This is a genomic window from Haliea sp. E17, assembly GCF_048323675.1.
In the GTDB taxonomy this organism is placed as follows: Bacteria; Pseudomonadota; Gammaproteobacteria; order Pseudomonadales; family Halieaceae; genus Mangrovimicrobium.
The window spans coordinates 312,724-325,818 of the sequence record NZ_JBLWFK010000003.1 but is presented as its reverse complement, the minus strand read 5'-3'; the positions used below and the strand labels follow the sequence as shown (position 1 = coordinate 325,818).

Below are 13,095 nucleotides of genomic sequence, written 5' to 3'. Positions count from 1 at the left end.
CATGCGCAGAGTATTCCTGCTGATTCTCCTGGCCCTGCTTGCGGGCGTCGGACTGGTCGCGGTAATCGAGGGAGACCCCGGCTATGTACTCGTCGCCTATGGCAATTACACGGTGGAAACCAGCCTGTGGGTCGGGATACTGCTGGTGGTCCTGTTTACCCTGCTGTTCTACCTGGTGCTGCGCCTGGTGCGACGCCTGGTGGGCGGGCAGGCCTCACTGGCGGGCTGGATCGATACCCGGCGTACACGCGCCGCTTCGCGCCTGACCACCCGCGGGCTGATCAGCTATACCGAGGGCAACTGGGAGCGCGCGCGCAAGCAGTTATTGCGTGGCGCTGCAGCCAGTGAAGCGCCGCTGCCGAATTACCTGATGGCGGCGCGCGCCAGCTACCGTCTCGGTGAAACCGACCGGGTGCGCGAATACCTGGGGGCAGCCGAAGAGGCGGAGTCCGAGGCAGGCATAGCGGTGGAGCTCACCCATGCCGAACTGCGCCTGCGTTCCGGCCAGTACGAGGAAGCGCTGGCAACGCTGGTGCGTGCCCGGCGCAATGCCGGACGCCATCCCCATGTGCTGGACCTGTTGCACCAGGCTTATGTCGGCCTGAAGGACTGGCCGGCACTCGTGCAGTTACTGCCGGACCTGAAAAAGTACCGGGTCCTGCCCGCGGATGAACTGGCGAGACTGGAGCGCGAAGTCTATACCGGATTGCTGACCGGCAGCGCCGGCAGCGACGCCGACGGTAGCGGGGAAACCCTGCGCCAGGCCTGGGCGCAAGTGCCCGCAGCCCTGAAGCAGGATGGCGATGTGCTGCGCTGTTATGTTCAGCTGCTGATCCAGGAGGGTTTCCACAGCGGCGCGGACAAGGTGATCCGGCGGGCGCTGAAACAGCAGTGGGACAGCCAGCTGGTTCGCCAGTATGCGTTTGTTGACAGCGGCGACATCGCAGCTCAGCTGGCGCATGCCGAACGCTGGCTGCCGGAGCATCACGAGGACCCGGAATTGCAGGTGTGCCTGGGCAGGCTGGCGGCGCGCAACAAGCTGTGGGGCAAGGCGCGCGACTATTTCGAAGCCGCCCACGAACTGAAAATCACCCCTGAAGTCTGCGCCGAACTGGGGCGCCTGCTGCTGGCGCTCGGCGAACCGCGGGTAGCAGGCGCTTACTACCGTGAAGGCCTCGAACTGCAGGAACCGGGCCTGCCGGAACTGCCGCTGCCCCAGGCGGCGACACTACCGTCCCGGAAGGCCTGACCAGGGGGAAAATCGCTGCTGTGCCCGCTGCCGTGAAGCGCGCGACGGCAGCCTCAATCCGGACCCTGGCGGGCGGATTCAGTCGGCGTCCGGGATGCCGAATTCATTCCATATCTCGTCGACCCGCCGCTTTACCCTCGCGTCCATCACGATCGGCTCGCCCCATTCGCGGTCGGTTTCTCCCGGCCACTTGGAGGTGGCGTCGAAACCCAGCTTTGAACCGAGGCCGGAAACCGGCGAGGCGAAGTCCAGGTAATCGATCGGCGTATTGTCGATAAACACGCAGTCGCGGCGCGGGTCCATACGCGTGGTGATCGCCCAGATCACATCCTTCCAGTCGCGGGCATTGACGTCGTCATCGGTGACGATCACGAACTTGGTGTACATGAACTGGCGCAGGAAGGACCACACACCGAGCATCACCCGCTTGGCGTGACCGGGATATTCCTTGCGCATGGTGACTACCGCCATGCGGTAGGAACAGCCTTCCGGCGGCAGGTAGAAATCGACGATCTCCGGGAACTGTTTTTTCAGCAGTGGCACCACCACCTCGTTCAGGGCAAGCCCGAGAATAGCCGGCTCGTCCGGCGGCCGCCCGGTGTAGGTGCTGTGATAGATCGGGTCTTCCCGGTGGGTAATCGCTTCCACCGTGAACACAGGAAAGCGCTCCACCTCGTTGTAGTAACCGGTGTGATCGCCGAAAGGACCCTCGTCGGCCATTTCACCCGGCGCGAGGTAACCCTCGAGAATGTACTCCGCCGTGGCCGGCACCTGCAGTCCGTGGTCGCGACAGCGCGCGGTAAAACATTCCGCGACCTCGGTCCTGTCGCCGCGCAGCAAGCCGGCGAAAGCGTATTCGGACAGCGTATCCGGCACCGGCGTCACCGCCCCCAGCGTGGTCGCCGGATCGGCGCCCAGCGCCACCGCCACCGGGTAGGGTTCTCCCGGATGTTTCTTCTGCCAGTCGCGAAAATCCAGCGCGCCGCCGCGGTGCGACAGCCAGCGCATGATCAGCTTGTTCCTGCCGATCAACTGCATGCGGTATATCCCGAGGTTCTGGCGTTCTTTCTCTGGCCCCCGGGTGATCACCAGCGGCCAGGTCACCAATGGCCCCGCATCACCGGGCCAGCAGGTCTGGATCGGCAGTTGGTACAGGTCCACCTCGTCGCCCTGCCGCGCGTGGTACTGGCAGGGCGGATTGCGCACCAGCTTCGGCGCCATGTTCAGCACCTGCTTGAGCGCCGGCGCCTTGTCCATCAGGTCGCGCATCCCTTTGGGCGGATCCGGCTGGCGCAGGTAGGCCAGCAGTTCGCCGATCTCGCTGAGCGCCTCGGTGGACTCCGCGCCCATACCCAGCGCGACGCGCTGCTCCGTGCCGAACAGGTTGGCGAGCACGGGTACCTTGTGGCCTTTGGGATTTTCGAACAGCAGGGCGGGGCCGCCGGCGCGCAGGGTGCGGTCGGCGATTTCTGTCATCTCCAGGTTGGGGTCGACTTCGGTCTTGATGCGTACCAGGTCGCCGCGTTTTTCCAGTTCGGCGATGAAGTCTCTGAGGTCGCGGTATTTCACTTGGTTCCACCTGTGGTTGGATGCGGTGACAGTACAGCTAGTGGGGCGCTGCTGCAAATATCGGGCTGGGAGTATGGGTGATTGCGTCCGGCGAGGTCACGCTACAGGGCCATCCGAAAAACGCAAAAGCGCCATCCATGGCAGCTCGGCTTCGGCCATCCATGGCCTCGGACGTTTTCGTATGGCCCTGTAGCGCAACCTCACCAGCCCAGTGCCAACCATGGCGACAAAAACCGAAAACCAGAAAATGCAGGCACTTTCAGAGCAGACAAAGATGTCACGCATTGTGATCAGGAACTTTAAGCTGAAATTCACTCGGTGGGAGGATTGCAGGCCAGCCCTGTCCTCGACGGGGCGTCCGCGGACATGGATGTCCGCGGCCGAGCCTGCACACGGACGTGCGCTTTTTGGCGTACCCGGCGAGGGCAGGGCTGGCCAGCAAGCCGGCTATCGGAGTCGATCAACATCGAAGACCCAAACCAAAAGTCTTCCACCCTGTTGGGGAAATCCTGAACAGGATTGCCCCGAAGAGAAAACGGAATACTTACTTCCGCTTCATCGACATGAAGAACTCGTCGTTGGTCTTCGTGTCCTTGAGCTTGTCGATCAGGAACTCGATCGCGGGCAGGTCTTCCATACCGTGCAGCAGCTTGCGCAGGATCCACATACGTTGCAGTTCCTCCTCGCCGGTGAGCAGTTCCTCGCGACGGGTACCGGAAGAGCGGATGTTGATCGCCGGGTAGACGCGTTTTTCCGCTACCTTGCGGTCGAGGTGCAATTCCATGTTACCGGTGCCCTTGAATTCCTCGTAGATCACCTCGTCCATCTTGGAACCCGTGTTGATCAGCGCGGTTGCGATGATCGACAGGCTGCCGCCTTCCTCGATGTTCCGCGCCGCGCCGAAGAAGCGCTTGGGGCGTTCCAGGGCGTGGGCGTCCACACCACCGGTCAGTACCTTGCCGGAGGAGGGGATAACGGTGTTGTAGGCGCGCGCGAGGCGGGTGATGGAGTCCAGCAGGATCACCACGTCTTTCTTGTGTTCGACCAGGCGCTTGGCCTTTTCGATGACCATGTCCGCGACCTGCACGTGGCGCGAGGGCGGTTCGTCGAAGGTGGATGCCACTACCTCGGCGCCGCGGATGCCGACGGAGCGCTGCATCTCGGTCACTTCCTCCGGGCGCTCGTCGATCAGCAGGACGATCACGTAGCACTCGGGGTTGTTGGTGATGATCGCCTGGGCGATGTTCTGCATCATGATGGTCTTGCCCGCCTTGGGCGGTGCCACCAGCAGGCCGCGCTGGCCCTTGCCGATGGGTGCGACGAGGTCGATGATGCGGCCGGTGAGGTCTTCGGTAGAGCCGTTGCCTTTTTCCAGTACCAGGCGCTCGTTGGGGAACAGCGGCGTCAGGTTTTCGAAGAGGATCTTGCTCTTGGAGTTTTCCGGGCGGTTGAAGTTGACTTCACCGACCTTGAGCAGTGCGAAATAGCGCTCGCTGTCCTTGGGCGGACGGATCTTGCCGGAGATGGTGTCGCCGGTGCGCAGGTTGAAGCGGCGAATCTGGCTGGGTGACACATAGATGTCGTCGGGCCCTGCAAGGTAGGAGCTGTCCGCGCTTCTCAGGAATCCGAATCCGTCCTGGAGAATCTCCAGTACACCATCGCCGTAAATGTCTTCGCCACTTTTCGCGTGGCGTTTCAGGATGGCGAAGATGATGTCCTGCTTGCGGGAGCGGGCCATGTTTTCGAGGCCGCCTTCCCTTGCGAGATCGATCAGTTCCTGGGTGGATTTGGTTTTCAGGTCGGTAAGATTCATAGATATATAGGTTTCGGATGTGGTTCCGGATTTGCAGGGGAAATATTCAACTGGCGCGGCGCACGAGCACCTGCCGGCAGGGTGAAGCTGTTTCTTTGGAGTACAGTGTTATTATCGGTGCACAGGGGTGTGCAACTTCGGCGAATTTAGCACGCCCTCAGGGGGCCGTCTACCGGTAATTTCATCATTTCCGCAATTCCGGATTTTGGCCGGACCCCGGCAATGACGGGGCGGAACCGCTTGCTGTGCCGGTTTTGCAGCTGCGCCAGGGGTGTTTCCGAAGTTTTTTCCTGGAGATTTTTCGCCACGTCCGCAGTGAACCAGGCGCAGCGAAAAAGCTGGTATTCGCCGGCCAGGCGCGGCCGGCGAAAGGAAGGACGGGTCAAACGACCTCTTTGACGAAATCCGCGAGTTGGGTTTTGGACAGGGCACCCACTTTGGTGGCCTCGGCGCTGCCGCCCTTGAAGATGATCAGGGTGGGGATGCCGCGAATGCCGAACTTCGGCGGAATTTCGGGGTTGGCGTCGACGTCGACCTTGACCACTTTCAGTTTGCCCGCGTACTCATCGGCGATTTCGTCCAGTACCGGTGCAATCATTTTGCAGGGGCCGCACCACTCTGCCCAGAAATCCACCAGTACCGGCAGGTCTGAACTGAGGACTTCGGCGTCAAAGGTTGCATCGCTGACGTGTACGATATTGTCTGACATGTTGCTCTCCGCTTGCTCCGCGGCCGGCAGGCCGCACTGTTTGAAGCAGGCCATGATACCACCGGCCGGTGCTGGTACAAGCGAGGGGCTAGAGTTTTTCGGAATAGCCGGCTAACCCGGGGCTATATGTATGCGGGAAAATGGGCAATGATCGGCGGCAGGCAACAGGCGGCGGCTTGCGGAGGGAGTTGAATGGGTGAGCCCGGGTGGTGGGTGTACATCCTCGAATGTGCGGACGGTACCCTGTATACCGGTATCGCCCGCGACCCCGAGCGGCGCCTGTTACAGCACAACGGGGAACTCGCCGGCGGCCCCCGCTATACCCGCGGGCGGCGGCCGGTGCGCTGTGTCTGGCGTGAGCCCGCTGCTAATCGCAGCGCGGCGCTGCAGCGCGAGGCGGCGATCAAGCGCCTCTCACGGCCGCAGAAACTGCGTTTGCTGCAGGGTGCGCCCGCACAGTGATCGGTTGCTCGCCCTGTTATGCAGCAGGCTCCGGAGTGCGCGCCTGCTCCCAGGCCAGGACTACCCGTTTGCGGCTGGTACCCCAGCGGTAGCCGCCCAGCGCGCCGCTCTCGCGAATCACCCGGTGGCAGGGAATGAAATAGGCGACGGGATTGGCGCCGACGGCGTTTCCCACGGCGCGTTCAGCGCCCTGCCGGCCAATGCGCCTGGCGAGGTCGCCATAACTTTGCAGGCAGCCTTCGGGAATTTCCAGCAATGCCCGCCAGACCGCAATCTGGAAATTGGTGCCGCTGACCTGCAGTGAGATGGGCTGCGCGTGGCGGGGGGCGGGATTGAACAGCGTGCGCGCCAGTTGCGCCGTGTACGCCGGGTCCTCGGTCAATACCGCATGCGGCTGGCTGCGCGACAGTTCCAGCAGTTGCTGCTCGGGCGGCGTGTGGTCGGCAAACCCCGCCTTGCAGATACCGCGCTCCGTTACCGCCAGGAACAGTGGGCCGAAGGGGCTGTCCTGCACGCCGTAACGGACGGTGAGATTGGCGCCGCCGGCACGCAGTTCCCCGGGGGTGAGGGCTTCCAGTTGCACAAAGTGATCGTGCAGGCGGGAACTGCCGGACAGGCCGAGCGCGGCGGATGTCTCTGCCAGGTTGCGGGATTGTTGCAGCAACGCCTTGCCGCGCTCGACAGTGAGTGCCTGCAGGAAGCGCTTGGGGGTGGTGCCCGCCCAGCGGCTGAACAGGCGCTGGAAGTGAAAGGGGCTCAGGTTCAGGTGAGCCGCAACCTGATCGAGGGAGGGCTGCTGTTCACAGTGGGTCGCGAGGTAGTCGATGGCTTTCTCTACCCGCTGGTAATCACTCATTGCCACGCTGCTGTACCGTAATGGGAGTAGGTGGAGCTATTTTCCGGCGCAGGGAAGACCACCGGCAACCCGAATCTTGCTCAGTTGGCGCTGGTTGCGGTGCTCAGGGCCTCCAGTTCATCCTGCATTTCCAGCCACTGCTCCTCGAGCTGCTCCAGCTGCTGGCGCAGTTCGCCCTCTTGCCGCAACAGGCTGGCCAGTTCCTCCTTGCGGCCTTCGCTGTAGAGATCGGTGTCACCGAGGCGTTCCTGCAGCGCGGCGAGCGTTGCCTGGAGTTTTTCCATGGCCTGTTCGGTATTCGCGATGGATTTTTTCAGGGGCCGCAGGCGCTCGCGATCCGCCGCCGCCTGCTGGCGCTGGGCCTTGCGCGAGGACTCCGGTGCCGCTGTCTCGGCAGCAGGCTGGGTGCCGCGGAAGCGCGAGGCCACCCATTTTTCATAGGCGGAGAGGTCGTCGCGGTATTCTTCGACCCGGCCATCGTGAACCAGCAGCAGGTCGTCGATGGTGTTGCGCAGCAGGTGCCGGTCATGGCTGACCAGTACCACGGCGCCGGGATAATCCTGCAGGGCCAGTTCGATGGCGTGGCGCATCTCCAGGTCGAGGTGGTTGGTGGGTTCGTCGAGTACCAGCAGGTTGGGGCGCTGCCAGACCACCATCGACAGCGCCAGGCGGGCTTTTTCACCGCCGGACAGCGGGCGCACGGCGCTGCTGGTGACCTCGCCGCGGAAATCGAAACCGCCGAGGAAGTTGAGGATTTCCTGCTCGCGAGCCTGGGGTCGCAGGCGCTGCAGCATCAGCAGGGGACTGGCGTCGAGGTCCAGTGCCTCCATCTGTTGCTGGTCGAAATAACCGATATGGCAGTGCTCGCCCGGTGTGCGGCTGCCCCCCAGCAGGGGGAGTTCGCCGACCAGGGATTTCAGCAGGGTGGACTTGCCGGCGCCGTTGCGGCCCAGCAGGCCGATCCGGCTGCCCGGCCGGAGGATGACGTCGACCCCGCTGAGGATCGGGCTGCCGCTGTAGCCGAGGGTCGCCTGGCTGAGTTGCAGCAGCGGATCGCTGGTTTTTTCCGGCGGGGGAAAACTGAAATCGAAGCTGGAGTCGAAGTGCGCCGGGGCCACCGCCTGCATGCGTTCCAGTTCCTTGAGCCGGCTCTGTGCCTGCTTGGCCTTGCTGGCCTTGTAGCGGAAGCGCCGGACGAAACTGTCGATCTCCGCGATGCGCCGTTGCTGCTTGTCGAAGGCGGCCTGCTGCTGGGCGAAGCGCTCGGCGCGCTGGGTCTCGAACTCGCTGTAGTTGCCGCGGTAACTCACCAGCTGCCGGCCCTCGATATGTACGATGCGCTCGCAGGTGGCGTCGATGAAATCGCGGTCGTGGGAGATCATCAGCAGGGTGCCGGCGTATTGCTGCAGCCACTGCTGCAGCCACACGGTGGCATCGAGGTCGAGGTGGTTGGTCGGTTCGTCGAGCAGCAACAGGTCGGAGGGCGCCATCAGGGCGCGGGCCAGGTTCAGGCGGATGCGCCAGCCGCCGGAAAAGTCGCTGACCGGCCGCTGCCCCGCGCCGGGGGCAAAGCCGAGACCGTCGAGCAGGACTTCCGCGCGGCGCGGTCCATCGTAGCCGTCGATGGCTTCGAGCTGTGAATGCAGTGCCGCCGCGGTCTCGAAGGCGCCGCTGGCTTCCGCCGCTTGCAGTTCATCGCTGAGTCTAGCGAGCTGGCTGTCGCCCCGCCACACATATTCGGCTGCGGGCAGGTGGGTCGTTTCCACCTCCTGTGCCATGTGCGCCAGTCGCAGCCCCTCCAGCCCCTCGATGTCGCCGGTATCCGGGGGCAGCTGGCCGAGCAGGAGTGCGAGCAGGCTGGATTTGCCGGAACCATTGGCGCCGATCAGGGCGATGCGCTGCCCTGGCTGGATGGTGAGGTCGGCTTCCTGCAACAGGAGTTTGCTGCCCCGGCGGAGTTCGATGTCGCGAAGAATAATCATGAGGCGGCGAATTTTACGCTGCCGTTGTGGTCATAACCAGCGCCGAATGGCCCGTTGTTGAGTGCCGGGGCGGGGTAGCAACCGCTTCGGACGGATAGTACACTGAGGCGCGTTTGCGGAGGCTGGTCCTGTCGGCCGTGCACGCGGCGCTACGGCATCGTGTCCCGGGCAGACAAGGCCGGGGCTTATCGCAGTATTTGGCGGAAGGCCAAATTCACACATTTGCAATCAATAATGGAACTGATTCTATGAAGAAGTTAGCTTTGCCGCTTGCCCTCGTCGGCGTATTGGGGCTGCAGGCATGTAACCAGCAGTCGTCAACGGGTGGAGACGCGCAATCAGCAGCACCGGTTGCACTGGAGTCCTCCGAACAACGCCTGAGCTACGGCATCGCCTATAACCTGGGTGCTCGCATGAGTACCGACGGCATGAATGTGGATATCGATGCTTTCACTGCTGGTTTCCGCGACGGCGTGTCCGGGCAGGATGGACGCCTGACCGACGAAGAGATCGCCGCCGAAATCCAGGCCTTCCAGGAAAACATGATTGCCAAGCAGCAGGCCGAGCAAAAGGCGCTGGCGGATACGAATCTCGCCGCTGCCACCGAGTTCCTCGAGCAGAACAAGGCCCGCGAAGGCGTTGTCGTCACCGACAGCGGCCTGCAGTATGAAATCGTCGAAGCGGGTGAAGGCCCGGTTCCCGGTCCCGATGACACGGTCGAGGTTCACTACACCGGTACGCTGATCGATGGCACCGAATTCGATTCATCCTACAAGCGCGGTGAGACCGTGACTTTTGGTGTCGGCCAGGTCATTCCCGGCTGGACCGAAGCCCTGCAACTGATGCCGGTGGGTTCCAAGTGGAAGCTGTTCATTCCGCCGGAACTCGGCTATGGCGCAGGCGGTGCAGGCCAGATGATCGGCCCCAACGCGGCGCTGGTGTTTGATGTCGAGCTGGTGTCTATCCCCAGCCAGGAAAAAGCTGAAGGCGCGGACGACGCTGCCGGCAAGTAAGGCTGTAGCCCCGGCGTCAGTTACCTGACTGGCGCCGGTGGCTGTTGTGCAGGCCGGCGATCAGCTGGTCTTCCAGGGTGAAGCGCGATTCCAGCATCTCACCCAGCGCGGACAGGTCGCGATCCAGGTTGATCGTGTCATCGAAGTCCGGCGCGTATTTCTCTTCGTAGGCGAGTATGAATTCCGTGGTATCGGTAATCGCCGGTATCAGTGCAACGGCCAGGGCGTCGCTGCCGTCCCCGTAGCTTTCCGCCTCGTCGAGCAGTTTCAGGTAGACCTCGAAATGCCCCGCGGAAATGTAATCCACCAGCACTTCACAGAACTCGCGCTGGCTGCGCGCCAGGCCGTCCAGGCTGAGCTGAGCGCTCACAATGGTCGCCACCTGGGTGTAGCGCGCCAGCAGTACGCGACGTTCCTTCAGCCAGCGGCCGAGTAAATCCTCTACATCGTCAAACTGCTGCGTCGTGTCGCGATGGCTTTGCGGCATTTCAGGTCCTCGGCGGGTAGCTCCGCAGAGTTTGCCACAGGCTGACAAGGGCCGCCACGACGAAAACGGCGAGTGTCTGTTCGGGAATGCTGAGCCCGAGGAAGGTCCACTGCACGTCGGCACAGTTGCCGTCCCCCATCAGCACCAGTTCCAGGGTCTCGCTGAATGGCAGGGTTTGCAGCATGTATTCCAGGCTCGGGCCGCAGGCGGGGACCTGGTCTTCCGGCAGGTACTGCAACCAGACATGGCGCGCCGCCACCGCTCCGCCGAGTACGGCACTGATGGCGCAGAGTGCGCCATATATCCGTCTCCCCACGCCCGCCGGGTTATGGATCACCGCAATCAGCGCGATCAGCCCCCAGCCGACCACAAACACCCGCTGGGTCATGCACAGCGGACAGGGTGGCAGGTTCAGGTGCCGTTGCAGGTAAAACACGGCGAACAGCATGGAAACGGCTGCGAGGGCAACCAGTCCAGCGAAAACCGTGCGGGGGGAGAGAGCCTTGAGCATGTAGCTTGTTCCTTGGCGGAGTGTCGGGTGGTCCGCATTTTTTGATTGTCGGGTCAGGGTCCGGGCAATCCTGTCGCCCCGGGTCGCCGTCCAGTTTAACGCATCTGCCCGCCGCGGCGCAGTGGGCGCGACCGATAGCTGGCGCAATGCCGGGTATTGGAGCCTGCGCGAGTACAGAAGTTCAAGGCAGGTGATGACTGCGGGCGAATTCGAACAGTTGCGGGTAGAACGCCAGGAACGCCTGTTCGATGGCGTCCCGGTGTGGCGCCAGGTCCCGTTCGGCGTCGAGGAAGGGGTTGCCGCGCTTCAGTCGCTCGCCAATGCGCGCCGCGCTGGCGGGAATGGTGTCCCAGCGGGCGTAGTGATCCAGCAGGTCGATGTCGCTCATCCGTTGCGCCATGCGCCGGGCCGGTGGGCTGAGATCGGCCTGCGCGCCGGCCAGTTCCCGGTATACCAACTGGTTAAAGCTGGCGCGGGGCAGGTCGTTAAAGCGCTGCCAGTGCCGGCACAGGAAGTGGTCGAAGCTGAGGTCTATCAGGATGCCGGCGTAGCGGCGCAGGCCGTCGGGGAACTGGCGGCGCAGCGTCTCAATCAGCGGGTGACTGTCGGTATAGGCGTCAACCGCCCGGTGCAGGCGTATCCCGCGTTCCACCGGGGCGGGCAGTTCGCCGCGCAGGGGACCCTTGCGATAGTCGCCCTCGAGGGCGCCGGCAATTAGTCCCGGGTCCGGCCAGGCCAGGTGGAAGTGCGCGAGATAATTCAATTCACCGGCAGCGAGTCGTACTGGCCGTAGAAATCGGCGAGGTACTGCTCGAAGCTGACCTGGTCGGCGGCCTCGATGTCCCGCTGCGCCTGCAGGGAGCGCTGCGCCTCGTGCTGGAAGACCGCTTGCTTGTCGCGGGGCAGGGGCTTCGCGCGGAACTGCTCGGCCCAGCGGGTGCTGTAGCCAAGCCCGAACTGGAAGAAGGACTGGTCCTGCTCGCGCATCTCCCGCAGCACCCTGGCCGAAGGTGTGCGCTCCGGGTCGGCAATTTTCTGTCGTTGCAGCTCTACACTGGCGCTGTAATCCCGGCAGCCCTGGGCCCTGTCAAAGGCCTCCGCTACCCCGGCTATCTCACCTATGAGCTGTTCCGCCCATGTGCTGAACGGGACTTCCCCGCCATTGCGCTGCAACTGCAGTCCGGGCTCCCGGCCGCGGTTCACCACGGACGCCAGGTTTGCGGCGATGCTGTCCTGCTCGTGTTCATCGCAGGCCGGGCTGTCGGATAACAGGCAGTGCAGCAGGAAGCAATCCATGAACCTGATCTGCTCGCTGTCGATGCCCAGGGGGCTAAAGGGGCTGACGTCGATACAGCGGACTTCGATGTATTCGATACCGCGTTCGGTGAGTGCGTGCAGCGGGGTCTCGCCGGAACGGGTCACGCGCTTGGGCCGAATCGGGCTGTAGAACTCGTTTTCGATTTGCAGCAGGCTGTCGTTCAACTGCTGGTATTCGCCGTTTTCCCCATGGGAAAACGCGGCGTAGTCGGGGTGCGGGCGCATGATGGCGCTGCGCAGTGCTTCCACGTAGCTGGCCAGCGAGTTATAGCAGACGCGGAGGTTTTTCTGCGCGGCGCTGTTGTAGCCGAGGTCGCCCATGCGCAGTGAGGTCGCGTGGGGCAGGTAGAGCGTTTTGCCGCTGTTGTCGAATTGTTCCAGGTTGTGGTTGTCGCGACCGCGGAGGAAGCTGGCGCAGAGTGCCGGAGAGGCGCCGAACAGGTAGACCAGCAGCCATACGTGGCGACGGAAATTGCGGATCAGGCCGAGGTAGCGCTCGGTAATGTAGTCCACCAGTTCCTGCTGGTGGCCGTCCGCCGCCCAGGCCTGGTCCCAGAACTCCAGCGGCATGGAAAAATTGTAGTGAATACCGGCGATGGTCTGCATCACCCGGCCGTAACGATGGCTCAGGCCGTGGCGATAGGTGGTTTTCATCCGGGCGACATTCGATGAGCCGTAGAGCGCAACCGGGATTTCATCGTCGATACCCATGACGCAGGGCATGGAAGTGGTCCACAGCATCTCCTCGCCCAGCTGGCTGTAGACGAAGCGGTGGATGTCCTCGAGTTTCTGCAGGCTCTGGCCGACCACGTTGTTGACCGGGGTGATGAATTCCAGCAACGCCTCGGAGAAGTCGGTGGTGATCCAGTTGTGGGTCAGGGCGGAACCGAGCACCTGCGGGTGCGGGGTCTGCGCCAGCCGCCCCGCGGGGCTGACCCGCAGGCTCTCCTTTTCAATACCGCGGCAGATATCGCGCAAAAGGTGTTGATGTTGTGGCGCGACCAGTGCCGCGAGCTGCTGTTGCAATCGGGAAGCCAATTCGAGCTCCTTGTCGGGTAGTGCGGTGGCGTGGCCCGCCAGGCGTCGGGCTCCCGCGATATGCGTGTGGGCGCGGACAAGTTTAGCCC

The 13,095-nt window shown here is 63.2% G+C and carries 12 protein-coding genes; 3 read left to right on the top strand and 9 right to left on the bottom strand.

The window, feature by feature from the left end:
• Position 1 precedes the first annotated feature (1 nt).
• Complete coding sequence (locus tag ACNKU3_RS10025) at positions 2–1,249, top strand: heme biosynthesis HemY N-terminal domain-containing protein (protein WP_418259316.1); 1,248 nt, start codon at positions 2–4, stop codon at positions 1,247–1,249.
• A 78-nt stretch (positions 1,250–1,327) separates the two neighbouring features.
• Here the strand turns inward: ACNKU3_RS10025 and ubiD are convergent, their stop codons facing one another.
• From ubiD to trxA, 3 genes are all read right to left on the bottom strand, one after another.
• A complete protein-coding gene (gene ubiD / locus ACNKU3_RS10020) occupies positions 1,328–2,818 on the bottom strand; it encodes a 4-hydroxy-3-polyprenylbenzoate decarboxylase (protein ID WP_418259315.1) in 1,491 nt (496 codons plus the stop codon).
• A 544-nt stretch (positions 2,819–3,362) separates the two neighbouring features.
• Positions 3,363–4,631 carry a transcription termination factor Rho gene (gene rho / locus ACNKU3_RS10015; protein ID WP_418259314.1) on the bottom strand — a complete coding sequence of 423 codons (1,269 nt, stop codon included), beginning with the start codon at positions 4,629–4,631 and terminating at the stop codon, positions 3,363–3,365.
• A 382-nt stretch (positions 4,632–5,013) separates the two neighbouring features.
• The gene (gene trxA, locus ACNKU3_RS10010) at positions 5,014–5,340 is read right to left on the bottom strand and encodes a thioredoxin TrxA (protein WP_418259313.1); all 327 of its coding nucleotides are present in this window, start codon (positions 5,338–5,340) and stop codon (positions 5,014–5,016) included.
• 192 nt (positions 5,341–5,532) lie between these two features.
• Here trxA and ACNKU3_RS10005 point away from each other — a divergent pair, with 192 nt between their 5' ends.
• Complete coding sequence (locus ACNKU3_RS10005; RefSeq protein ID WP_418259312.1) at positions 5,533–5,802, top strand: GIY-YIG nuclease family protein; 270 nt, start codon at positions 5,533–5,535, stop codon at positions 5,800–5,802.
• Positions 5,803–5,818: 16 nt separating this feature from the next.
• On the opposite strand, the gene ACNKU3_RS10000 is transcribed toward ACNKU3_RS10005, so the two are convergent.
• Both ACNKU3_RS10000 and ACNKU3_RS09995 read right to left on the bottom strand, forming a co-directional pair.
• Entirely contained in the window at positions 5,819–6,658 is an 840-nt protein-coding gene (locus tag ACNKU3_RS10000) for a methylated-DNA--[protein]-cysteine S-methyltransferase (RefSeq protein ID WP_418259311.1), read from the bottom strand.
• A gap of 80 nt (positions 6,659–6,738) precedes the next feature.
• Positions 6,739–8,640 carry an ABC-F family ATP-binding cassette domain-containing protein gene (locus ACNKU3_RS09995; RefSeq protein WP_418259310.1) on the bottom strand — a complete coding sequence of 634 codons (1,902 nt, stop codon included), beginning with the start codon at positions 8,638–8,640 and terminating at the stop codon, positions 6,739–6,741.
• A 248-nt stretch (positions 8,641–8,888) separates the two neighbouring features.
• On the opposite strand from ACNKU3_RS09995, the gene ACNKU3_RS09990 reads away from it, so the two are divergent.
• Positions 8,889–9,653: an FKBP-type peptidyl-prolyl cis-trans isomerase gene (locus ACNKU3_RS09990; protein WP_418259309.1), complete on the top strand. Its 765-nt coding sequence runs from the start codon at positions 8,889–8,891 to the stop codon at positions 9,651–9,653.
• 16 nt (positions 9,654–9,669) lie between these two features.
• On the opposite strand, the gene ACNKU3_RS09985 is transcribed toward ACNKU3_RS09990, so the two are convergent.
• From ACNKU3_RS09985 to gshA, 4 genes are all read right to left on the bottom strand, one after another.
• Positions 9,670–10,140 (bottom strand): Rsd/AlgQ family anti-sigma factor, encoded by a 471-nt coding sequence (locus ACNKU3_RS09985; protein ID WP_418259308.1) that lies wholly within the window; start codon positions 10,138–10,140, stop codon positions 9,670–9,672.
• Position 10,141: 1 nt separating this feature from the next.
• Positions 10,142–10,651, bottom strand: a complete 510-nt coding sequence (locus ACNKU3_RS09980) for a disulfide bond formation protein B (protein WP_418259307.1) — start codon at positions 10,649–10,651, stop codon at positions 10,142–10,144.
• Between the two features lie 181 nt (positions 10,652–10,832).
• Complete coding sequence (locus ACNKU3_RS09975; protein ID WP_418259306.1) at positions 10,833–11,414, bottom strand: ACP phosphodiesterase; 582 nt, start codon at positions 11,412–11,414, stop codon at positions 10,833–10,835.
• Positions 11,411–13,006, bottom strand: coding sequence for a glutamate--cysteine ligase (gene gshA / locus ACNKU3_RS09970; RefSeq protein WP_418259305.1), 1,596 nt, complete (start codon positions 13,004–13,006; stop codon positions 11,411–11,413). The genes ACNKU3_RS09975 and gshA overlap by 4 nt, the downstream gene beginning before the upstream one ends.
• Positions 13,007–13,095 lie beyond the last annotated feature (89 nt).